The organism is Streptomyces sp. NPDC022910, from assembly GCF_055561075.1.
The window spans coordinates 45,128-68,510 of the sequence record NZ_JBVHHL010000036.1; the positions used below are offsets into that span (position 1 = coordinate 45,128).

At 69.6% G+C, this 23,383-nt stretch carries 15 protein-coding genes and 2 pseudogenes; 9 read left to right on the plus strand and 8 right to left on the minus strand.

The window, feature by feature from the left end; genetic code table 11:
* Positions 1-4: 4 nt before the first annotated feature.
* The 3 genes and pseudogenes from ACZ3TS_RS28500 to ACZ3TS_RS28510 all read left to right on the plus strand — a co-directional run.
* Positions 5-540, plus strand: a pseudogene (locus tag ACZ3TS_RS28500) (helix-turn-helix domain-containing protein); the annotation flags it as partial.
* A 351-nt stretch (positions 541-891) separates the two neighbouring features.
* Positions 892-2,850, plus strand: a complete 1,959-nt coding sequence (locus ACZ3TS_RS28505; RefSeq protein ID WP_467623413.1) for a ricin-type beta-trefoil lectin domain protein — start codon at positions 892-894, stop codon at positions 2,848-2,850.
* A 273-nt stretch (positions 2,851-3,123) separates the two neighbouring features.
* Entirely contained in the window at positions 3,124-6,216 is a 3,093-nt protein-coding gene (locus tag ACZ3TS_RS28510) for a glycoside hydrolase family 2 TIM barrel-domain containing protein (RefSeq protein WP_467623416.1), read from the plus strand.
* Here ACZ3TS_RS28510 and qcrB read toward each other — a convergent pair.
* Both qcrB and sigJ read right to left on the minus strand, forming a co-directional pair.
* Positions 6,127-7,674: a cytochrome bc1 complex cytochrome b subunit gene (gene qcrB / locus ACZ3TS_RS28515; protein WP_467623419.1), complete on the minus strand. Its 1,548-nt coding sequence runs from the start codon at positions 7,672-7,674 to the stop codon at positions 6,127-6,129. The two genes, ACZ3TS_RS28510 and qcrB, sit on opposite strands and share 90 nt — an antisense overlap.
* Positions 7,671-8,627, minus strand: coding sequence for an RNA polymerase sigma factor SigJ (sigJ, locus tag ACZ3TS_RS28520; RefSeq protein ID WP_467623422.1), 957 nt, complete (start codon positions 8,625-8,627; stop codon positions 7,671-7,673). Before sigJ ends, qcrB begins: the two co-directional genes overlap by 4 nt.
* A 322-nt stretch (positions 8,628-8,949) precedes the next feature.
* Here sigJ and ACZ3TS_RS28525 point away from each other — a divergent pair.
* Both ACZ3TS_RS28525 and ACZ3TS_RS28530 read left to right on the plus strand, forming a co-directional pair.
* Positions 8,950-9,082: pseudogene (locus ACZ3TS_RS28525) on the plus strand (toxin Doc); the annotation flags it as partial.
* Between the two features lie 592 nt (positions 9,083-9,674).
* A complete protein-coding gene (locus tag ACZ3TS_RS28530; RefSeq protein ID WP_467623425.1) occupies positions 9,675-11,273 on the plus strand; it encodes an RICIN domain-containing protein in 1,599 nt (532 codons plus the stop codon).
* A 147-nt stretch (positions 11,274-11,420) separates the two neighbouring features.
* Here the strand turns inward: ACZ3TS_RS28530 and ACZ3TS_RS28535 are convergent, their stop codons facing one another.
* Positions 11,421-12,443: a LacI family DNA-binding transcriptional regulator gene (locus ACZ3TS_RS28535; RefSeq protein WP_467623428.1), complete on the minus strand. Its 1,023-nt coding sequence runs from the start codon at positions 12,441-12,443 to the stop codon at positions 11,421-11,423.
* 138 nt (positions 12,444-12,581) lie between these two features.
* On the opposite strand from ACZ3TS_RS28535, the gene ACZ3TS_RS28540 reads away from it, so the two are divergent.
* The 4 genes from ACZ3TS_RS28540 to ACZ3TS_RS28555 are packed head-to-tail and all read left to right on the plus strand — an operon-like array spanning position 12,582 to position 18,043.
* On the plus strand, positions 12,582-13,886 hold the full coding sequence (locus ACZ3TS_RS28540) for an ABC transporter substrate-binding protein (protein WP_467623431.1): 1,305 nt from the start codon (positions 12,582-12,584) through the stop codon (positions 13,884-13,886).
* Positions 13,887-13,893: 7 nt separating this feature from the next.
* Complete coding sequence (locus tag ACZ3TS_RS28545; RefSeq protein WP_467623433.1) at positions 13,894-14,850, plus strand: carbohydrate ABC transporter permease; 957 nt, start codon at positions 13,894-13,896, stop codon at positions 14,848-14,850.
* Positions 14,847-15,665 carry a carbohydrate ABC transporter permease gene (locus ACZ3TS_RS28550; RefSeq protein ID WP_467623436.1) on the plus strand — a complete coding sequence of 273 codons (819 nt, stop codon included), beginning with the start codon at positions 14,847-14,849 and terminating at the stop codon, positions 15,663-15,665. The genes ACZ3TS_RS28545 and ACZ3TS_RS28550 overlap by 4 nt, the downstream gene beginning before the upstream one ends.
* Entirely contained in the window at positions 15,662-18,043 is a 2,382-nt protein-coding gene (locus tag ACZ3TS_RS28555) for a beta-xylosidase/alpha-l-arabinosidase (protein WP_467623439.1), read from the plus strand. The genes ACZ3TS_RS28550 and ACZ3TS_RS28555 overlap by 4 nt, the downstream gene beginning before the upstream one ends.
* Before the next feature lie 77 nt (positions 18,044-18,120).
* On the opposite strand, the gene ACZ3TS_RS28560 is transcribed toward ACZ3TS_RS28555, so the two are convergent.
* From ACZ3TS_RS28560 to ACZ3TS_RS28580, 5 genes are all read right to left on the minus strand, one after another.
* Entirely contained in the window at positions 18,121-19,095 is a 975-nt protein-coding gene (locus ACZ3TS_RS28560; RefSeq protein WP_467623442.1) for a 2-hydroxyacid dehydrogenase, read from the minus strand.
* Positions 19,092-20,261, minus strand: a complete 1,170-nt coding sequence (locus tag ACZ3TS_RS28565) for a lactate 2-monooxygenase (RefSeq protein ID WP_467623445.1) — start codon at positions 20,259-20,261, stop codon at positions 19,092-19,094. Before ACZ3TS_RS28565 ends, ACZ3TS_RS28560 begins: the two co-directional genes overlap by 4 nt.
* A 106-nt stretch (positions 20,262-20,367) precedes the next feature.
* Positions 20,368-20,661: a hypothetical protein gene (locus ACZ3TS_RS28570; RefSeq protein ID WP_467623448.1), complete on the minus strand. Its 294-nt coding sequence runs from the start codon at positions 20,659-20,661 to the stop codon at positions 20,368-20,370.
* A 54-nt stretch (positions 20,662-20,715) separates the two neighbouring features.
* A complete protein-coding gene (locus tag ACZ3TS_RS28575) occupies positions 20,716-21,396 on the minus strand; it encodes a cyclase family protein (RefSeq protein WP_467623451.1) in 681 nt (226 codons plus the stop codon).
* Positions 21,396-22,982, minus strand: a complete 1,587-nt coding sequence (locus ACZ3TS_RS28580; RefSeq protein ID WP_467623454.1) for a purine-cytosine permease family protein — start codon at positions 22,980-22,982, stop codon at positions 21,396-21,398. Before ACZ3TS_RS28580 ends, ACZ3TS_RS28575 begins: the two co-directional genes overlap by 1 nt.
* Positions 22,983-23,383 lie beyond the last annotated feature (401 nt).

Here is a 23,383-nt window from a genome sequence, read left to right on the forward strand (position 1 = left end):
CGGACAGGATCGTATCGAGACGGCTTTCCGGCGCATGCTCGCCGACGCCCGCTGGGCGGGCGACGGCACGCCGCCCGAGCCCGTAGCGCCCGTCGAGGGCGATGTCGGGCCGTCGCGCACGGCGCCGCTGCCCACGAACTGGGCTCTGCGCTGTCTGGAGGAGATCGTGCTGCTGGCCACCGCCCGGGCGCAGCAGTCGGACTCCGGCGTCGACGAGTGGATCCGGCGCGCCGGGGCACTGATCGCGGCGGACCTCGGTGCGCCGCACGGTACGGTCCCTGGCGGAGGGCGTATCACTCTCCCCGTCCCGTTTCGCGCACCTGTTCACCGATCAACTCGGTCACTCGCCCATGGAGGCGTTGCGCGAGGCCCGCTCGGGGCGCGCCGCCCGGCTTTTGGAAGTGACCGAACTACCGGTCGAACGCGTCGGTGCCGCCTCCGGTTTTTCCAGCCCGTTCCACTCCAGTCGTGTCTTCCGCCGGCGGTACGGAACCCCACCCGGGCGCGTACCGGTCCCGGCAGCGCGACGCGGAGAGGTGAATTTCCGGGGGAGCGAGCCGGACGGCCCAGGAATTCTCAGCACCGAACCCAGTTTGACTGACTTTTCGTCAAGTCCCCGCGGCCGACAGGAAAATGAAAGTGAGGAAGTCTCTTGTTCGGGCTCGGCGACCTGTGCAAAAGTGTCACCGTCGGCGCGCAGACCTTTATTTCAACTGCTGCGCATACCGGTGTCGTCGTTCGCCGCCCGCTTCAGAAGAGCTCTCCCGGGCGGGCGTTCGAAATACCGGGTACCTCGTGGACACTCCCTGCGTGCTGTCGGTCGGGCTGTGCCTCCATAGGTATGCACTAAAGGTATGTACTAAAGAACTTCTGCGTGGTCTTTGGAGGACCGTGGACGCGAAAGATGGGGTCCAGCAGAATTCCCCGGACTCCGCTCCGTCGTATGACGCGACGGACGAAGAACTTGCCGCCGAACTGAAGAAGTCCGCCGGGAAGAGGCCCGTGCACCATCCGGTCGGCGAACTGCTCGGCCGGCACTGGGAGGCCGCCTACTCCTACGCCCGGCTGTGCACGGACGGGGCGCATCCCGCCGGAATGCTCACGACGGCGGCATTCACCCGGCTTTTTGAGGATTCCGCGCGGCAGGGCGGACCGACGGCGGCATGGCGTCCCCAATTGCTCGTCACGATTCGTCGCCTGGCCGGTGAGTGGGACGCCGACCACCGGAGCGCGCTTCTGCATCCGGCCCTGCGGTCCGACCCCGGCAGCGGCGAGCGCGCCGCTGCGCGGCTGCTGCCTCCCGAGAACCGGCGGCTCCTGTCCCGCGCCTTCCAGCGGCTCCGCGAACCGGCCCGCTGTCTGCTGTGGCACTTGGAGGTCGAGCGCGAGGAACTCGCAGCGCCTGCCGCCCTGTTGGGGATCGACACCGCCGATGCCGCAGTGAAGCTGGAGCGGGCGCGCGGACTGCTGCGCGAGATCTGTCTGGACGTCCACCGCGAGTCCGCCCCCGATGAGGAGTGCCGCCGCTACGCGCGCCTCCTGGACGTCTCCCTGCGCCGGGACGACAACGTTCTCGATCCTGATCTGCGCCTCTACATGGACGGCTGCGCGCACTGCCACAACGCCGCCGAGCAACTGGACGGTTTCCACAGCCGACTTCCGCTCCTGCTCGCCGAGGGAGTGCTCGGCTGGGCAGCCCAGGCGTACCTCGACACGAAGAGCAAGCAGAGCGAGGCGGCCGAGGCACTGGCGACGCCCGCGCCCCGGCCCGTCGGAGGGGAGCCGCTGGTCGACCCGTCCGAAGCGCGCCAGGAGTTCCCGGTCGTCGAGACCCCGTCGCCCGCCGTGGCGGAACCCGGCGACGGTTCCGGCGAACCCGTGGCACCGGACGCCCCAGGCGACGGACTCCGGCGTTTCACGCACGCCGCCTCGGCCGCTCTCGGCCCGCGCTCCTCCGCCGCGCACAAGGCCCCCCGTCGCTCGCCGCAGCGTCGGCATCTCGCTCTCGCCGTGGCCGCGGTGAGCGCGCTCGTCGTCATACCGCTGGCCGTGTGGTCCGGGGCCCGGTCGGGCGGGCAGAGCACGACAGCCACGGGCACGCCCTCCGCTCGGCCCAGCCCGGGAGCGGCGAGCGGCTCCGGCTCCCCCTCGTGGGTCGGCGCCGCCGCCGACGTGCCCACGGGTGCCTTCGAGGGCCGGCTGCGCAACCAGGACAGCGGTCTGTGCATCGGCCTCGACCAGAAGAAAGCGGTCGTCGGCGCGGAGGCCGTACTCGTCTCGTGCACCTCGTCCGTGACCCAGCAGTGGGCGTACGAGACCGAAGGGCTGCTGCGCAGCGTCGCCGCCCCCGACCTGTGCCTCGACTCCCACCTCGGCTACTCGGTCGAACTCGCCGTGTGCGCGGGGGAGTCACAGCCGGCGGCGAAGAACGTCCGCTACGACTTCACCCTCCAGGGCGCCGTCGTGCCGCGCTGGAACCAGGACCTCGCGCTCACCCCCGCCTCGCCCGAGCCTGACGCGGGACTCGTGCTCAAGCCGCGCACGGAGGACGACACCCAGCGCTGGCTCACCGACGCCTCGAACTCGCTGCGGATGCAGTCGGTCAACTGGGGGACAGCGGCCGAGCCGACGGCCTCCGCCACCGGGAGCGCCGAGCCGTCCCGCACGTCCTCGACGGTGACCGAGAGGGCGCCGAAGTCGGCCACCACCGCAGGGTCCACCCCGTCGACGAGCCGTTCCTCGCAGGGACGGGACTCCTGCTCCTTCCCGTTCTGCGCGCCGAACGGCCAGGAGGGATGGGGCGGTTACAGGGGCTCGGGAACGGGCGGCGGCCAGGGCGGCAGGCGCTGACCATGGCCGGCTGCTGACCGGGGATCGGCCGCGCCGTCACTCCCCCAGCAGACTCAGCTCCGCCCGGATCGTCTTGCCCACGACGCATACCGGGGGCCGCACCCACGGACCGGCACGTGTCGGGCGGAGTCATGTGCGGGGCGGTCGGGCGGAAGTGATGCGGGCGTAGAAGTGAGGGACGGACCCTTGACGCCGCCGTGTGTCTCACCGTCAGAATCTGTTTGTTCACGATCAGTTGTGAGTACTTCTGGGCCCTGATGAGGGAGAGCCGCCATGACGGTCACTCGCAGATCGATTTTGATCGCCGGTACGGCAGCCCCGGCGGCCGGCGCGCTGCTCGGCGCCGGCGGTGCCGAGGTGGCAGCAGCCACGCGCACGCCGGGCCGCCGTACCGTCGCCCTGCGCGACGGCTGGCGCTTCGCGCTGGTCAACCCGGGCGGCATCACCGACCCGACCGGTGGTTTCGCCGACGCCGCCGCTCCCGGCTACGACGACTCGGGGTGGCGCGAGGTCGCCGTCCCGCACGACTGGAGCATCGAGCAGACCCCCACCACGGAGCACGGCACCACGAGCGGCACCGGCTTCTTCCCCGGTGGCCTCGGCTGGTACCGCCTCTCGTTCACCCTGCCGCCAGGTTTCGCCGGCAAACGGATCTCGGCGGAGTTCGACGGCGTCTACATGGACTCCTACGTCTACTGCAACGGTACGGAGATCGGCCGGCACCCCTACGGATACACGGGCTTCGCCTTCGACCTCACCGACCTGCTGCACACCGACGGCACCACCGAGAACGTCATCGCGGTCAAGGTCCAGAACCAGCTCCCCAGCAGCCGCTGGTACTCGGGCAGCGGCATCTACCGCGAGGCCCGCCTCGTGGTCACCGAGCCCGTGCACGTCGCACGCTGGGGAACGTACGTCACGACCCCGGACATCACCGAGGCGCGTGCCGTCGTACGGGTGCGGACCTCCGTGGTCAACCAGTCGGGTGGCGCGGCGGACGTGGAGGTCAGATCGCGGATCACGGACTCCGACGGCCGTACCGTCGCCCGTACGTCCTCCACGGTCACCGTCACGGACACGAAGTCGGAAACCCACGAACTCACCGTCCCCGAGCCCCGGTTGTGGGACTTCGCGACTCCCCACCGCTACACCCTGGAAACCGAACTGCGCGTCGGCGGCGTGAGCGCCGACACGTACCGCACGACCTTCGGCATCCGCTCCTACCGCTTCGATCCGGACGAGGGTTTCCACCTCAACGGCACCCACGCCAAGATCAAGGGTGTCGACCTCCACCACGACCAGGGCGCCCTCGGCGCCGCGATCAGCATCGACGCCGTACGCCGGCAGATGACCATCATGAAGTCGATGGGCGTCAACGCCTTCCGCACCTCCCACAACCCGCCCTCGCCGCAGATGATCCAGGTCTGCGAGGAGTTGGGCATCGTGATGATGGTGGAGGCGTTCGACTGCTGGCACACCGGCAAGACGACCTACGACTACCACCGGTTCTTCGACGACTGGTGCGAGAAGGACACCACCGAGATGGTGCTCGCGGCCCGCAACTCCCCAGCCGTCGTGCTGTGGTCCATCGGCAACGAGATCCCCGACTCCACCTCAACCGCCGGGCTCGCCATGGCCGACCGGATCATCGCCGCCATCAAGGCCGCCGACGACACACGCCCGCTCGTCATCGGCTCGGACAAATACCGCCGCGTCCCGGCCAAGGGCTCGGCGGCCGACCTCATGCTCACGAAGCTCGACGGACTCGGCCTGAACTACAACACCGCCAAGTCCGTGGACGCCCTGCACGCCGCCTATCCGCACCTCTTCCTCTTCGAGTCGGAGTCGTCGTCCGAGACCTCGACCCGTGCCACCTACCAGGAGCCCGAGCACCTCAACACCGGTGAGAACCACACGCCCGGCAGGCGCGCGACCTCCTCCTACGACAACAACCTCGCCTCGTGGACGATGAGTGGCGAGTACGGGCACAAGAAGGACCGGGACCGGAAGTGGTTCGCCGGTCAGTTCCTGTGGTCGGGCATCGACTACATCGGGGAGCCCACGCCGTACGACGTCTTCCCGGTGAAGGCGTCCTTCTTCGGCGCGGTCGACACGGCCGGATTCCCCAAGGACATGTACCACCTCTTCCGGAGCCAGTGGACGACCGAGCCCATGGTCCATCTGGTGCCGATGAGCTGGAACCACGAGGAGGGCGACACGGTCGAGGTCTGGGCCTACGCGAACGTCGCCACCGTCGAGCTGTTCCTCAACGGCACGTCCCTCGGGACGCGGAGGTTCGACGCCAAGACGACCTCGGACGGGCGCACATACCTGGAGACCACCGAGGCGACCGGCGACGACAAGACCTTCACCGACGGCCCCCATCCCGGTAGCTACACGAGCCCCAACGGCAGCGCGGGCAAGCTTCACCTCACCTGGAAAGTGCCGTACGAGCCGGGCGAGTTGAAGGCCGTGGCACGCCGGGACGGCAAGGTCGTCGCCACTGACGTCCTGCGTACCGCCGGCACAGCGCACACCCTCCGCCTCACGACCGACCGCCCGTCCCTTGCCGCCGACGGCCGTTCGCTCGTCTTCGTGACCGCCGAGGTGGTCGACGCCCACGGGGTCGTGGTGCCCGACGCCGAGCACCTGATCACCTTCGACGTGAGGGGCGGCTCCCTGGCGGGGCTCGACAACGGACGGGAGGAGAGCGCCGAACGCTACCAGGCCAGTACCCGAACCGCCTTCAACGGAAAAGCCCTTGCGATCGTGCGGTCCGGTACCGGGGTGGGAAACCTCAAGGTGACGGCTCGCGCGGACGGGCTGCGCACAGGCACCGCGACCGTACGCACCACCAGCGCGCCGTCGAGGGCGACCACTGCGGCGGCCGTGTTCCAGCCCGACCACCCGGCGGCCCCCGCCTATCCCTTCGCCGACGCCAGCTATTCCGGCCGTCCCGACACCCTGCCCGCCGCCATGCTCGACGGCGACCCGGCCACCGGCTGGTCCAACGCCTTCTACAAGTCGGCCACCGCCCTGCTGCCCGCCTTCAGCGGCGCCCGGCCCAAGGACTGGGTCTCGCTCGACTGGGGGCGCGCGCGGACCTTCGACCGCGTCGAGGTCTCCTTCACGGTGGACGCCACCCACACGCTGCCCGCCACGGTCGACGTCTCGGTCTGGGACAGCCACCGGTACGTCCCCGTGACGGGTGCCGCGGTGGATTGGGCCACGGCTTCCGACACACCGACCGTGATCACCTTCGACGCGGTGCGCGGCTCACGGCTCCGTCTCCTCCTGACCAGCGCCCACCCGGGCGGAGCCGACGGCGCGGTCCGCATCAGCCGGCTGGAGGTCCCCTTCGGCTGACGGCAACTCCCGCCGGTGCGCGGTCAGCGTGTACCGCCGGGCGGGTGAGAGCGGCTGCCGCACCTCGACGTACTCGCCGTGCGGAAGCCGCTGGACGATCCCCGTCTCGCGGCCGTGCTCCACCAACTCGCGGTCCCTGAGCTGGAGCCCGAGACAGATGCGCCGGGTCACGACGAAGACCGCGACCGGGACCAGCAGCAGGGCGAACCTGATGGTCCACGTCACCGCGTTGATCGACAGATGCAGGCACGTGGCCACGACGTCGTTGCCGCCGCCCGCCAGCGCGATGAGATAGACGCTGAGCCACGCCGCGCCGAGCGCCGTTCGGACCGGCCGGTTGCGGGGGCGGTCCAGCAGATGGTGCTCACGGCGGTCTTTGGTGATCCACGCCTCCACGAACGGGTAGACACCGATGAGGACCAGGAGGAGCGGGAAGACGACCACCGGGATCAGCACGCCGAGGACCAGCGTGTGCCCCCACAGGCTGATCTCCCAGCCCGGCATGACGCGCACCAGTCCCTCCGCGAAGCCCAGGTACCAGTCCGGCTGGGCGTTCGTCGACACCTGGTCGGCGCGATAGGGCCCGTACGTCCAGACCGGATTGATCGACGCCACCGCGGCGACGAGCGCGATCACCCCGAAGACCACGAAGAAGAAACCGCCCGCCTTCGCCAGGTACACCGTGAAGAACGGAGCGCCCACGACGTTGCGCTCGGTCTTTCCCGGACCCGCGAACTGCGTGTGTTTGTGGTACACGACCAGCAGGACGTGGGTGACGACGAGCGCCGCCATGATCCCCGGGATCAGCAGCACATGCAGGGAGTAGAAGCGGGACACGATCTCATGGCCCGGGTACTGCCCGCCGAACAGGAACATCGACAGATACGTGCCCACGATCGGCACCGACAGCAGCGCGCCGTTCACGAATCGCAGGCCCGTGCCCGACAGCAGGTCGTCCGGCAGCGAGTAGCCGAACAAACCCTCGAAGATGCCGAGGACGAGCAGCAGCCAGCCGAACAGCCAGTTCAGCTCGCGCGGCTTGCGGAACGAGCCCGTGAAGAAGTGCCGCATCATGTGTGTCAGCATCGCCGCGACGAAGATCAGCGCGGCCCAGTGGTGAATCTGCCGGATCAGCAGGCCACCGCGCACGTCGAAGCTGATGTGCAGCGTCGAGGCGTAGGCCTCGGACATCCGGATGCCGTTCAGCGGCACATAACTGCCGTGGTACGTCACCTCGGTCATCGACGGGTGAAAGAAAAGCGTGAGGTAGATGCCGGTCAGCACCAGTACGACGAAGCTGTAGAGGCACACCTCGCCGAGCAGGAACGACCAGTGGTCGGGGAAGACCTTGCGGAGGTACTGCCGGCCCAGGGTCTGGATGCCGAGCCGGCCGTCGAACCAGTCGGCGACGCGCTGCCCGGAGGAAGCCTTCTCGAGCCGTTTCCCGGTCGTCGTCATGCCCGCTCCTCCTCCGCCCCGGCCCGCTCGTACCGAGGTACGTACGCGAGCTTGTCGGGGTTGGTGACAATGTAGACGTCCGACACCCGGTCGCCCTCCGGCGTCAGATCCATGACCATGACCGCGTACGGCGACTCGCCCTCGAACACCACCGCGGAGTCGTCTCCGTTGACCCGCCGGTAGCGGACGTCGAAGTCAGCGCCGCGCCGGGTGGCGTAACCGGCCAGCAGGCGTGCCGCCTTGTCGCGGCCACGTACCGGCCGCAGTCCTGCCGCGGCCTTCCCGCCGCCGTCCGTCCACACCGTCACGTCCGGTGCGAGAATCTCCATCAGCGCGGCGATGTCCCCGCCCAGAGCGGCCCGGACGAACCGCTCGGTCGCCTCCTGCCGCACACGTGGATGAGCGCGATAGAGCGGGCGGCGGGCGTGGACGTGCGCGCGGGCGCGGTGGGCGAGCTGCCGTACGGCCGCGGGGCTGCGGTCCAGTACCTCCGCTATCTCCGTGTGGGCGTATCCGAACACCTCGTTGAGGACGAACACCGCGCGCTCCAGAGGGGTCAGCGACTCCAGCACGACGAGCATCGCCAGGGACACCGACTCGGTGCGCAGCGCGCGCTCGGCCGAGTCGTCGGGAGCCGCCTGGTCGACCAGTGGCTCGGGGAGCCAGGGGCCCACATAGGTTTCCCGGCGGCGGATGATGGCGGCGCGCCGGGCGAGCGCGTGGTTGACCGCGATGCGCACGAGATAGGCGCGCGGGTTGCCGATCCCGTCGCCGCCGCCGCGGCCCGTCCGGCCCGTCCACGACAGCCAGGTGTCCTGCAGGACGTCCTCGGTGTCGGCGACGCTGCCGAGCATGTTGTAGACGATCGCGAAGAGCAGCTCGCGGTGGTCGACGAACACCTGGGTCGCGGTGCCGGTCCCGTCGTCGGCCGCGATGTCGGTCCTTTCGGGCATGCCTGTGCCTCCCTGGGTGCGCTCACTACTGCGAGCCCGGGAGCCGGTCCGAATGTGACATGAGGCGGAGAAAAGTGACGTACGTCTCACCACGTCACGCCATCGGCGGCGGACGCCCCTCTTGGGCGCGAGTCCGTTCGCCGCCACCGGGGGCCGTCCGTCAACCTCCACGCCCTGCCCGTGAATGAGCCCGCACGGGAGGACGCGGCCTCGTGAGTTCCGAGTGACAGGAGATCACCTCGTGACGATCGACTTCACCGTGATGTACGCCGCGCACGACGCTTTCCGCCGCGACCTGGACGCCTGGCCGAGGCCGCCACGGACGGCACCGCCGTACATGTTGGTCAGCGGCGTCGGTATCGATCCGCCGTGCGGCGCCCTGGTGGACCTCGCCCGATCTGATCTCCTGCAGGACCGATGTCCACGGCGCCGTGGAGCGGCTGAGGTCCTGGCAGACATCACGCATCCGTAGCGCCGGGAGCCGCTCGGCCGGCCCCCGGGGCCGCCGACCGAGGGCGGGAGGATCGGGGTCGGCGGCCCGTTTCGCGCGGAAGAGCCGCCGTCCCGCGCGGGGCCCCAGGAAGGGCCGGTTCCCAGTGGACTACGAAGTACCGCGCGCCGGGAGCGTGCGTGGGGTGCCGACGGGAGCGCGTGGTTCACACGGGGCGCTTGGAATTTCGAAAGCCGGTACGAATGCGCACAGTTGACCCGTCGGCCTGACCACATTTCACCTTGGTGCCGATGTTGTTCAAGTGCCTTGTTGGCCGTCAGTGACGTGTGCAAGGGTGACCTTCCTGCGCATGGCAATGGCCGGGTCCGAATCGCTGCTCGTTATTCCGGGTCGTCGGCGAGCTCAAAAGGCTCATCCTCCGACGGCCGCCGTGCAGCCTTGGCCCGTGGTCTTTTCCCGCGCTGCGCCAAGAAGGTCCGCACCAATCCGGCTCCTTTCGGCGACCAGAACTCCGTGTGCCGCCTTGCGCCTTGGAAGGAAACCGCTCAGTGCACACCCCCCACCCCCCGCGTCCGCCCTACCCTCCCCGTCCCGGCATGGCACCCGGGGAGTCCGACGAGATCCTGGCGACCCGGCTCAGAGGCCGTCCCGTGGGCGAGGTCACCCAGCCCGTCGCGCTGCTGATGGCGCGCCACTGGCAGGCGGCGCACGACTACGCGGTCATCTGCCTCGCCTCGACGGCGGACATCGCCTCGATGGTCACCGCCACCGCCTTCCACCGGACACTCGGCCACCTCCAGCGCTCCGGATCCGCCGCGGCGCTGCGGCCCCAACTTCTCGTGGCGGTACGGGACACGGTCAGGGAGTGGTCCGCGGAGGACCGGATATCCGGGGTCGTGCCGGAGCTCAGGAAACCCGCGGTGGGCCGCGGTATGCGCAACGCTAAGTCTCTGACACGCGAAAACCGCGGTCTCGCCGAGAGCTCTTTCCACTCACTGCCCGGACTCGCCCGGTGTCTGCTGTGGCACACGGAGGTCGAGGCCGAGCACATATCCGTCCCGGCCGTTCTGCTCGGCATGGACTCGGACAGCGCGGCGGCCGCGCTGGAACAGGCGCGCGAGCAATTCCGGGCAGCATGTGTGCGCTCCCACCGGGAACTCGCGCCGACCGACGAATGCCGCTTCCACAACCGGCTCCTCGATGTCCCCATTCGTCGCGGCGGCGCCTTGCTCCCGGACGTACAACAGCATCTCCTGGAGTGCCGTTACTGTCGTTCCGCCGCCGAGCAACTGAGTCATTTCGAGGGTGGGTTGGGGGGACTGCTCGCCGAGGCCGTCCTGGGCTGGGGTGCGCGGCGCTATCTTGACTCCCGGCCGGGCCGCGCCCCGTACGCCGCTCGCACCGGGGGTGGATCCGGTTCCGGCCGCAGACGCGCGGGGGGCGGTGGACGGCACCGGCTGCTGTCCGGGATCCCAGCCCCGGGCCGTCGCATTCCGGTGGGGGAGCTGAATCCCAGGGCGCTTGTGACCGGCGTCGGTATCGCCACGGTGGCCGTCCTCGCGACGTTCCTCGTCGCCGGCATGTGGTCCGACGACGGTGGCGCCGACCCGGTCGCCTCCACGAGCGCGAGCAGCGGCCGCACGACTCTCTCGCCCAGCTCCTCCCAGGCACCGCCCGCCACGTCCGCACTCCCCACCGCCCCTCAGCAGACCCGGCTGCGCAACGTCGCCGCGGACCTGTGCCTCGACGTCCGCGGCACGGTCAAGTCCGGTGCGGGCACCAGGCTCGCGACGTGCTCGTCGGCGTGGACCCAGCAGTGGTCGTACGAGGGCGACGGTCTGTTGCGCAGCGTCGCCGATCCGGGGCTGTGCCTCGACTCCCACGCCACCGACGGGGTCGTCACGCTCGCCCGGTGCGTCGACGCGGGCCAGGCACATGCGAACGGCGTACGCTACGACCTCACCGTGCAGGGCGGGTTGCTGCCGCGATGGAGCGCGGACCTCGCCGTCACGCCTGCGAGCGCCGACCCGGACACCGACATCGTCGTCAAGACCCGCGACGGCTCAGACATCCAGCGGTGGACGACCGACGGGCAGTCGGCCGAACTCCAGTCACTGTCGATCGCGGGCACGGCCCGGCCGCGGACCATGCCGTTTCCACTGCCGCAGCCCGGTCTGCCGGATCTCAGCCTCTGAGGAGACGCTGGACGACGGTGTCCGGCGGCCCCGCAGCCGTGCAGCCGAGGCACCCGTTCTGCGCGGCCCGGCGGACAAACCGGTCAGCTGTTCGAAAGTTTCGTCCTGCCTCCCGCATGGCCGCCGCACCGCACTTCCGTGGCGCGCTCAGGCGCTCTTCGGCGGTGCGGTGCTCTGCCGCCTCACCAGGTGAGTCGCGAGCTCGATGCGCAGGGCGGACTTGCCGGCGTCCTGGGGGCGCAGCAGCATCCGGGCCGCTTCCTCGGCCATCTGCCGCAGCGGCTGGTGGACCGTGGTCAGCGCCGGGCTCGACCACTGGGCGAGTGGGACGTCGTCGTATCCGATGACCGACAGGTCCTCCGGCACACTCAGGCCCTTCAGGCGCGCCGCCTCCAGTACGCCGAGCGCCTGCAGATCGCTGCCGGCGAAGATGGCGGTCGGCCGGTCCGGGCGATCGAGCAGTTCCATGGCGTGTTCGAAGCCGCCCTGCACATGGAAGTCGCCGAAGCGGACGAGGCTCGGGTCGACCTCCAGACCCGCCATCCCCATGGCCGAGCGATAGCCGTCGAGCCGCGCGAGGGAGCACATCATGTCCTCCGGGCCGGTGATGATGGCGATGCGTTCGTGCTGGTAGTCGGTGAGGTGGCGGGTGGCCGCCAGGCCGCCGGCCCAGTTGGCGGAGCCGACGGACGGCACGTCCGGGTCGGGGTCACCGGCCGGGTCGACGATCACGAACGGGATGGCCCGCGACCGTAGTTGCTTCTTCACCTTGTCGGGAAGGGCGGAGAAGACCAGCACCACACCCAGGGGTCGCCGCCGCAGCACGCCCTCGATCCAGTCGGGCGCCGGCGCGTGCCGTGTGCCGCTCTCGGTGAGTACGACGCTCGCCTTGTTCTCCTTGGCGACGTTCTCCACGCCGCGGATGAGCTCCATCGCCCAGATGCTCTCCAACTCGTGGAAGACCAGCTCGATGAGCGGGGCCTGGGGGGTGCCCTGGGCGCGGCGGCGGTAGCCGTGGATATCGAGGAGCCGTTCGACCTTGGTGCGGGTCGCCTCGGAAACGTCGGAACGGCCGTTGAGGACTTTCGAAACCGTCGACAGTGACACGCCGGCCTGCTTGGCCACTTCGGCCAGGGTCACCCGGCCGTCGACCTCGTCGTTATCGCGCATGTCCGAAGGATAGGCCACGGGCCGCCGGTAACGGTTTGGTCGCGCGGGTGCACGTCCGTTGACCCGCGGGGATGCCTCCCTTACTGTCCGACAGCAGCGATTTTCGGCGACGATGCCGAAACTTTCGAAAGGTAGACGATGAAGATACGCGCGCGGTTGCCCCGTCTGCTCGCCGGTGGCGTGACGCTCGGCCTGGCGCTGAGCCTCTCGGCCTGTGGGAACGGGACCGGCGGAGGGTCGTCGAACGACGGGAAGATCCACGTTCTTGTCTACGGAGACGCCAGTAACAAGGTCGAGAAGCAGATCGTCGAGACCTTCAACAAGACGTCGGACGTCAAGGCCGTGCTCGACACCATTCCTGGCGCCGACTACCAGCAGAAACTGCAGACGATCATCAACACGCCGCAGGCCCCGGACATCTTCTTCAACTGGGGCGGCGGCAGCATCCAGCCGTTCGTCAAGGCCGATCTGCTGCTGCCGCTGGACGACTTCATCAAGGACGACCCGAAGCTGAAGTCCAACTTTCTGTCCAACGTGGTCGAGAGCACGGTCGTCGACGGCAAGACCTATGGCGTTCCGATGCGCGGTACGCAGCCGGTCCTGCTCTTCAACAACAAGAAGGTGCTGGCCGACGCCGGTGTGCAGGCGCCCAAGACGTGGGACGATCTGCTCAGCGTGGTCAAGAAGCTCAAGGCCAAGGGCATCACCCCGATCGCGCTCGGCGCTGGTGACCAGTGGCCGACGCTGATGTGGTTCGAGTACCTCTACGACCGTGTCGCGGGCCCGGAGCTCTTCCAGAAGGCCCTCGGTGGCGACAAGAGCGCCTGGGAGAGCCCGGAGAGCAAGAAGGCGCTGAGCATGCTCAAGCAGCTCGTCGACGCCGGTGCCTTCGGCACCAAGTTCGACTCCGTGAAGTACACGACCGGTGCATCGCCCGCGCTGGTGGCGCGGGGCAAGGCCGGCTTCGAGCTGATGGGCTCGTGGTACTACGCCCAGCAGCAGCAGGACGCGAAGGCGTTCGCCGCCACCGGCCTGGGGTACTCCAACTTCCCGACCGTGTCGGGCGGCAAGGGTGACCCGGCGGATGTCGTCGGCAACACGAACAACTTCTACTCGGTGCTGAAGAAGACGAAGCACCCGGAGGCCGTCGCGCAGTTCCTGAAGCTCATGTACTCCGACGAGTTCGTCAAGGCGCAGCTGGCCATCGGCAACCTGCCGACCACGACCAACACCGAGAACTTCCTCGACACCTCGGCCAGCCCGGCCTACTCGCACTACCAGTACGACTTGGTGAAGAAGGCCCCGTCGTTCCAGCTGTCCTGGGACCAGGCCTACCCGCCGTCCGCCGGCACGCCGATGAAGCAGGCCGTGCAGCAGTTCTTCGACGGTCAGATCGACGCCGACGGCTTCATCAAGGCCATGCAGGCCCTCCCCACTGAGTGAACCTCTCATGACCACAGAAATGACGAGCGTTCCTACCGTCGCCGGGCCCCAGAAGGCGGCCCGGCGGCGGCCGGAGGGCTCCTACAACGCCCGAGTGGGGCGCCCGAGCTTCGTCTGGGCGCTGCCCGCCACCGTGTTCTTCGTCATCTTCGCGATCGCCCCGCTGATCATGGTGGCGGTGCTGTCCTTCACGAGCTGGAGCGGTCTGGGCTCACCCCGGTTCGTCGGCCTTGACAACTGGAACAGGGTCCTCGACGACCCAGTGATGACCAAGAGCCTCTGGCTGACCCTGCTGGTCACCGTGCTCGGTGTGGCCATCCAGACGCCGCTGAGCATCCTGCTCGGCGTCTGGGCCGCCGGAAAGCAGCGCAACCGCGCGGTGCTTTCGGTGATCTACTTCGTTCCGCTTCTGCTGTCGGCCACCGCCGTGTCGGTGGTGTGGCGGTCGCTGCTCGACCCGAACTTCGGCATCCCGGCACAGGCCACCTGGCTGTTCGGCGACGGCAACCTGTTCGGCAAGCAGTCCACCGCGATCGGCGTGCTGGCTTTCGTGGGCGCCTGGCAGTACACACCGTTCCACACGCTGATCTACCAGGGCGCCGCCCGCGCGATCCCCGAGGTGCTCTACCAGGCGGCCGAGATCGACGGAGCGGGACGTTACCGCCAGTTCTTCCACATCACCCTGCCGCAGCTGCGCAACGCGATGATCACCTCGATGATCCTGATGATCGTCGGCGGGCTCACCACGTTCGAGACGGTCCTCATCCTGACCCAGGGCGGGCCGGGCACCGACACCACGATCAGTGCCTACTACATGTACCAAAAGGCGTTCAAGAGCTTCGACTTCGGCGCCGGTTCCGCCATCGCCCTCGTCCTGGTCGTCGCGGCGACCATCATATCGCTGGTCGTCGTACGCGTGTCCGGCTACGACAAGATGCGCAGCGACATGGAGGGTGTGTCATGAGGCGGCGCCCCAACTACCTGGCAGGCTTCGGTTCGCTGGTGTGGCTCTTCGTGGTCGGTCTGCCGCTGTACGTGATGATCGTGGCGACGGTGCAGCCCCAGTCCGGCTACTCCGAGAACGGTCCACTGTCCTTTCCGCACAGCTTCACCTTCGACAACTACACCAGCGCCCTCAGCTCGGGCTTCGGCCGGTACTTCCTCAACACGCTGATCGTCACCGTGTGCGTGGTCGGTCTGGTGCTCCTGCTCGTTCCGCCGCTTGCCTACGCGATCGTGCGCAGCCGCAGCAGGATCACCTCACAGGTCTTCCGGCTGTTCCTGCTCGGACTCGCCATTCCGGCGCAGGCCGTGATCGTCCCGATGTTCTACCTGATCAGCAAGGCCGGTCTCTACGACAACCTCATCGGGGTCATCCTGCCGACCGTGGCCTTCTGCCTGCCGATGTCGGCGCTCATCCTCAGCGGTGCCATGCGCGACATCTCCTCCGAGCTGTTCGAGGCCATGGCCATGGACGGCGCCACACCGCGGCGGATGTTCTTCCAGCTCGTGATCCCGCTCTCCCGGGGCGGGTTGTCCACGATCGTGGTCTTCTCCGCCCTCCAGGCATGGAACGGCTTCCTGTTCCCCCTGGTCCTGACCCAGTCGGACTCCACCAAGTTGGTCACCCTGGGCCTCTACAACTTCCAAACCGAACACGGCATCAACATCCCCGGGCTGCTGGCAGCCGTGGTGCTGTCCATGGTGCCCGTCCTGCTCGTCTACCTGTTCGCCCGTCGTGCCCTGATCCAGGGCCTCATGGGCGTCGGAGGAAAGTGACCGCCAACGTGGCAGTTGAGACCACCCCCGAAACCCCGCTCTGGAACGATCCGGCCCACGACATAGACACCCGGGTGTCCGCCCTGATCGGCGCCATGACCCTCGAGGAGAAGATCGCCCAGCTCTACGGCGTCTGGGTCGGCGCATCCGACGAGGGGGGTGAAGTGGCCCCCCACCAGCACGACATGGAGGAGGCCGTGGACCTCGGCACGCTCCTGCCGACCGGCCTCGGCCAGCTGACCCGTCCCTTCGGCACCGCCCCCGTCGACCCCGCCCTCGGCGCGCTCTCCCTGCTGCGCACGCAGGCGCGCATCGCCTCGGCGAACCGCTTCGGTATTCCGGCCGTCGCCCACGAGGAGTGCCTGGCCGGCTTCGCGACCTGGAAGGCCACCGCCTATCCCGTCCCGCTGTCCTGGGGCGCCACCTTCGACCCGGACCTGATCCGCCGGATGGCCGCCGCCATCGGACGGGACATGCGGTCCGTCGGCGTGCACCAGGGGCTCGCGCCCGTGCTCGACGTGGTCCGCGACGCCCGCTGGGGCCGCGTCGAGGAGACCATCGGCGAGGACCCGTATCTGGTGGGCACCGTCGGCACGGCCTACGTACAGGGACTCCAGTCCGCCGGAGTCATCGCCACCCTCAAGCACTTCGTCGGCTACTCGGCCTCGCGCGCCGGGCGCAACCTCGCCCCCGTGGGCATGGGCACGCGTGAGCGCGCCGACGTCCTTCTCCCGCCCTTCGAGATGGCCGTGCGCGAGGGCGGAGCCCGGTCCGTCATGCACGCCTACACCGACACCGACGGAGTGCCCGCGGCAGCCGACGAGGAGCTGCTGACCGGGTTGCTGCGGGAGACCTGGGGTTTCGACGGCACGGTCGTCGCCGACTACTTCGGCATCGCCTTCCTGCGCACCCTGCATGGGATCGCGGGCGACTGGGCCGACGCCGCCGGCGCCGCGCTCCGTGCCGGTGTCGACGTCGAACTTCCCACCGTCAAGACGTTCGCCGCCCCCCTCGTCGAGGCCGTCACCACCGGCCGGGTGCCGGAGTCCCTCATCGACCGCGCCCTTCGCCGGGTGCTCGCCGAAAAGGCCCGGCTCGGTCTGCTCGACGCCGACTGGAGCCCGGTGCCGCCCGTGCTGGCCGGTGCCGACCTGGACGACCCGGATGCGCTGCGCGGCACGGTGGACCTCGACACGCCGGCGAACCGGGACCTGGCCCGGGAGGTCGCCGAGCAGGCGGTGGTGCTGCTCGCCAACGACGGCACGCTGCCGCTCGGTCGGCCGAGCCGCATCGCGCTGGTCGGCCCCAACGCCGAGGAGCCGACGGCTGTACTGGGCTGCTACTCCTTCCCCCTCCATGTCGGCGTCCACCACCCGCAGACCCCGGCCGGGATCGCCCTGCCCACCCTGCGCGAGGCCGTGGAACGCGAGTTCCCCGGCGCTGAGGTCACCGTGGCGCGGGGTACCGGAATCGACGACGGCGACACGTCCGGCGTCGCCGAGGCCGTACGTCTGGCGCGTGAGGCCGATGTCGTCGTCGCGGTGCTGGGCGACCGTGCGGGACTCTTCGGCCGGGGCACCAGCGGTGAGGGTTGCGACGCCGACTCGCTGGCGTTGCCCGGAGCCCAGCAGCACCTGCTCGACGCGCTCCTGGACTCGGGGACGCCGGTGGTGACGGTGCTGCTCGCCGGACGGCCGTACGCGCTCGGCCGCGCCGTGGAGGAGGCTGCCGGGATCGTGCAGTCCTTCTTCCCGGGCGTCGAGGGGACCGCCGCCCTCGCGGGTGTGCTGAGTGGCCGGACGAACCCCTCGGGACGGCTGCCCGTCAGCGTGCCGCGAGGTCCGGGCGCCCAGCCCGCCACCTATCTCGGTGCGCGGCTCGCCCAAGCCAGTGAGGTGTCCAACCTCGACCCGAGCCCGGCCTTCGGCTTCGGGCACGGCCTGTCGTACACGGACTTCGACTGGAGCGACCTCGCCGTCGACGAGAAGGAGTCGGGCACGGACGGCGAGTTCTCCCTGGCCCTCACGGTACGCAACACGGGGGAGCGGCACGGTACCGAGGTCGTGCAGTTGTACCTGCACGACCCGGTCGCCTCGGTCGTCCAGCCGGTGCAGCGCCTCATCGGCTACACCCGGGTGGCGCTGGCCCCCGGCGAGGCGCGGCGGGTACGCGTGACGGTACCTGCCGACCTCGCCTCGTTCACCGGGCGCGACGGGCGGCGCGTGGTCGAACCGGGCGAACTGGAGCTGCGCCTGTCCGCGTCGAGTACCGATGCGCGCATGACAGCGATGGTCAATCTGACCGGTTCCGAGCGGTACCTGGACCACGCCAGGCGATTGCACGCCGTCTTCGGCCAGGAAACCGAGTCGGCTGGGTGAAACCCGAGTCGGCTGGGTGAAAAAGGAGGCGGTTCGGACCGGTCCGAACCGCCTCCTGCCGTGCCGGGCGACGACCGTCAGAAGACGACGTCCCGCGCTTCCTTGCCGGCCAGGAAGTCGGCCGTGTTCTGGACCGCCGCCAGGGCGATCCGGACCAGCGTCTCGCGGGTGACACCGGCGACATGCGGGGACAGCACGACATTCGGTGCCTTGAGCAGTCTGAGCGCAGGGGTGGGCGGCTCGGGGTCGAAGACGTCGATCCCCGCCCCGGCCAGGATTCCTCTCTCCAGCGCGTCCGCGAGGGCGTCCTGGTCGATCAAGGCACCCCGCGCCGTGTTGATCACGAACGCGGTGGGCTTCATCAGCGCGAGGCGCTCGGCGTCGAGCAGATGCCGGTTCGCCTCGGTGAGCGGCGCGTGCAGCGTCACGTAGTCGGATGAGCGCAGTAGTTCATCGAGTTCGACATGGCGGGCGCCGAGGCGCGCCTCGGTCTCCGCGTCCACACGCTCGGGGCCCGCGTACAGGACGGTCATGTCGAAGGCGACCGCGCGGCGCGCGACCTCCTTGCCGATGTGCCCGAGCCCGACGATGCCCAGGGTCTTGCCGGAGAGTTCGGTGATGGACTGCTGCAGCCGGGGCAGCGCCCAGTCGGCGTCGACGAGCGCGCTGTGCGCCGGCACCAGCTGCTTGGCCAGGGCGAGCATGAGCGCGAAGGTCTGCTCGGCCACGTTCTGCTTCTCGGCGCCGCTGGAGCCGATGTTGCACACGAGCACACGGCGGGCGCGGGCCGCGTCGAGGTCGACGTAGTCGAAGCCGTGGCTCGCGCACTGGATGAGTTCCAACTCCGGTGCGGCGGCGATGTGTTCGGCGGTGACCGGGCCGAGCCCGGTGACGATGACGTGCGCCGCGCGCAGCGCCGCCGGATCCTCGTCCGTCCGCTCCACCACGGTGACATGGGCCTGCCCGGGGAAGGCGGAGGCGAGCGCGGCGCCCGCCGAGCGCCCGCCGACGTGCGGTGAGACGACGGCCAGGACGTTCTTGACGTCGGTCATGAGGTTTCCTCGATCAGGTCGGCGGGGCCGAGTGTGGCGGGACGGGCGTGCCCGGACAGTGCGAGGGTGAGGTCGAACTCCGCGAGCAGACAGCGGATGACGTGCTCGACGCCCGCCTGCCCGTCGAGCCCGAGCCCGTACGCGTACGGCCGTCCCACGAGCACCGCCCGCGCGCCCAGCGCGAGCGCCTTGAAGACGTCGTCGCCGGTGCGTATCCCGCTGTCGAACAGCACGGTGAGCCGCTCCCCGACCGCCTCCACCACCCGCGGCAGGGCGTCCGCGGCCGCCACGGAACCGGCCACCTGCCGGCCGCCGTGGTTGGAGACCACCACACCGTCCATCCCCGCGTCGACGGCCCGGCGCGCGTCGTCCGGGTGCAGGATGCCCTTCAGGACGATCGGCCCGTCCCAGTTCTCCCGCAGGAACGCCAGGTCCGGCCAGGTCTTGGCGGGGTCCGCGAACATACCGACGAAGTGCAGCACGGCGGCGTTGAGGTCCTCGTGCACGGGCTTCGCGAGGCCCGCCTGGAACGCCGGGTCGGAGAAGTAGTTGGCGGTGCCCACCCCGTGCAGGAACGGCAGATACGCCTGGTCGAGGTCGCGGGGCCGCCACGCCAGCAGCGGCGTGTCGAGGGTGACGAACAGGGCCGTGAACCCGGCCGCCTTCGCCCGGGCCAGGAAACTGCGGGTGACCTCGCGGTCCTTGGCCCAGTACAGCTGGAACCAGCGCTCGCCGTCGCCCGACGCCTGAGCCACCTCCTCCATCGGCGTGCTGGAGGCCGAGGACAGGATGTACGGCACGCCCTGTGCGGCGGCGGCCCGCGCCGCCGCCGGCTCCGCGTCGGGATGCATGATCGACAGGACGCCGATGGGCGCAAGCGCCAGCGGCGCGGACAGGGAACGCCCGAGCAGCTCCACGGACAGGTCACGCTCGTGCACGTCCCGCAGCATGCGCGGCACGATCCGGCGCCGCTCCAACGCCGCCCGGTTGGAACGCGCCGTACTGCCGGTGCCCGCGCTGCCCGCCACATAGCCCACCGGGCCGGGCCCGAGCCGCTGCTCGGTGAGCTCCTCCAGCCGGGTCAGATCGGTGGGCAGCCGTGGTACTGCGCCCGTCGTGCCGTTCAAATAGATCTCGTACTGGAAGTCCGCCCAGTGCTTCGCCATCCGTAGGTCCCGCCTCTCGTCCCTGAGACCGCGCTGTACGCCGACGATCCTCACGACCGTGACAAGACCCGTCCACTGTGGTGCGCACATCGTGCGGCTGGAATCATCACTCTGTGACAAACCAGCCGTCCAAGGTCCGGATCCCCGTCCTGTCGTACAGCGCGCGGCCGGGCTGCCGGTCGAACGAGCGGGCGGCGGCCTCCGCGTCGGGGCCGCTGATCTCGAAGTCGACCGCCTCGAGCACGTCGGCCGCGACCGACGGATCGTGGATGCCGAACGCCTCGGGATCGACCTTTGCCGACGACCGGTCCCCGCTCCACATGCCCAGGTGACCGCCGTCCACGATCACCAGCTCGCCTGACGGGCACGTGATACCGCCCAGTGTGAAGATCCCTCCCATGACCGGAAGTCTACGAATCCCGCGACCGGGCGTAGGTGGACCCCGGTGGACCGACTACGCGTGCCCCGCTCGTGCGCCGACGCGGACCACTGCCCGGACCGGGGCGCCGTCCGCGCCGGGCAGGTGCAGCGGGAACAGGAACACCTCCACCCGGCGGCCGTCCCGCTGGGCGGCGAGGACACGGTCGAGGCCGGTGAGGTTCTCGGCGATCACGCCGCCCGCGCCGCACAGCACGCGATGTGCGGGCAGGTCCGGGTCGCCGGCCGGATCCACGCTCAGCGCGTCCACCCCGACCGTGCGGACGCTCGCGTTGACGATGGCCTGCGCCGCCTCCGGCGTCAGCCAGGGATGCGCCGGATAGGCGTCGGTGCCCCAGTACGCCGACCAGCCGGTGGCCAGCAGCAGGATCGCTCCCGGCTGGAGCCGCAGCAGGCTCAGGGCAGGCGCGAGCAGTTCGGGCGTGATCGATGCCCGGGCCGACAGGCCCCGCACGTCCGCCACCACCGCCGGACCCGCGAACCGATCCAGCGGCAGCGCGTCCAGCGTGGGCCACTCCGAGTTCACGTGGTACGGCGCGTCCACATGCGTCCCGGACTGCGAACCCATGTGCAGGCTCAGGACGTTCACGCCGTCCGTGGCCACCCGCAGCGCCCGCTCCACCTCGACCTGCGGGTCACCGGGATACACGGGCATCCCGGTGACCAGGGGCACCGACAGGTCGAGCCAGGACTCCATCAGCCGCCCTCCACCGCGAGCGCCGGAGCGGTCTCTTCCCGCGCGCCCGGCCCGGTGATCGGCGGCACCGGCGCCTCGACCGTACGGGCCAGCCGCGCTCCCTGCGGCCCGTACGCCGCCCGGGGCTCGGGGAAGAGCCTCAGCAGTGACAGGAAGAGGAGTGCGGCGACGGCCAGGGACAGCGGCAGGCTGATGTCGACGCCGTTCGCCAGGTTGCCCAGCGGACCGACGAACTGGCCGGGGATGTTGGTGAACAGCACCCCGATCACCGCGGAGACCCACCAGGCGGTCATGCCACGCCAGTTCCAGCCGTGCGCGAACCAGTAACGGCCGCCGCGCTGACGGCGGTTGAAGACCTGAAGCGCGTCCGGGTCGTACCAGCCGCGCCGAGTGTAGAAGCCGAGCATCATCACGACCATCCACGGAGTGGTACAGGTGATGATCATCGTGGCAAAAGTGGAGATCGACTGCACCAGGTTCAGCCCGAATCGGCCGATGAAAATGAACGCGATCGACAGGACGCCGACCACCAGCGTCGCCTGGACCCGCGACAGCCTCGGGAACACCGACGAGAAGTCCAGGCCGGTCCCGTACAGCGACGTCGTGCCGGTCGACATGCCGCCGATCAGCGCGAGCAGGCACACAGGCAGGAAGAACCACGTCGGCGAGATGGCGAGCAGACCGCCGACGAAGTCCGGGGCCACCGGATCGACGTACTTCGGTTCTTGCTTCGCGATGATGCTCGCGGTCGCCAGACCGAACACGAACGGCAGCAGCGTCGCGATCTGTGAGAGGAACGCGGCACCGACCACCTTGCGGCGCGGCGTGTCCGCGGGGATGTAGCGGGACCAGTCACCGAGGAACGCGCCGAAGGACACCGGGTTGGACAGCACGATCAGCGCGGCGCCGATGAACGACGGCCAGAAGAGCGCCTGCGTCCCGGGATCCGCCGAGGCGGTGAAGACACCGGCGTACGACGGGTCGAAGTCGCCGGCGAAGGCGATCGCCCCGAGCAGGAACAGCACGGTCGCCGAGGTCACCGCGATCTTGTTGACGAACAGCATGAACCGGAAGCCGTACACGCACACCGCGAGCACCAGACCCGCGAACAGCGCGTACGCGACGACGTACGACAGGTTGCTGCGCTCGAGGCCGAAGAGCCGGTGCGCGCCGCCCACCAGGGCGTCACCCGAACTCCACACCGAGATCGAGAAGAACGCGATGGCCGTGAGCAGGGAGAGGAACGAGCCGACCACGCGGCCGTGCACACCGAGGTGGGCGGACGAGGAGACCGCGTTGTTCGTGCCGTTGACCGGCCCGAACACCGCCATCGGGCACAGGATCAGCGCACCCGCGACCACGCCGAGGACCGTCGCCGCGAGCCCCTGCCAGAAGGAGAGGCCGAACAGGATCGGGAAGGCGCCCAGGACGCAGGTGGAGAAGGTGTTCGCGCCGCCGAAGGCGACACGGAAGAGATCGAGCGGGGTCGCGGTGCGATCCGCGTCGGGGATGCGCTCGACGCCATAGGCCTCGACCTCGGTGAGGGACGGGGGCGCGGCGGCGGGGGAGATGGCGTTCTCGGGCAACGGGGCTCCTGCGGGAGAAGTGCGGCGGAGCGCGTTCGTGGCGCGGCGGGCGGACGGCACCGGGCACTGCCGGGGTGTGCGGGGTGACGTGGGGCCGTCCGAATGGGGTCTGCCGACGCTAAGGCCGGTCCCTGAGACCGCACCAGTGGGCGCTTCATCCATCTTTCACGTGCCCAGTGGACCATTCTTCCACTACGCCCCCATGGGTCGACGGACCTTGCGCCGAGTGGACGGCAGGGTCTCGAGGGGCGTTTCACCTGGTCGCCTGCCTATCTCTGACCAACCTTGACAATGGGCCACTCAAGTTTTATTCAGTCTATGGAGGCAGCTCGCGGACGACGGGAGCAGGCCCCCTCGGCACTGCCAAGGAGGCGCTCACGCGGGTACTCGCCGGGCGGACC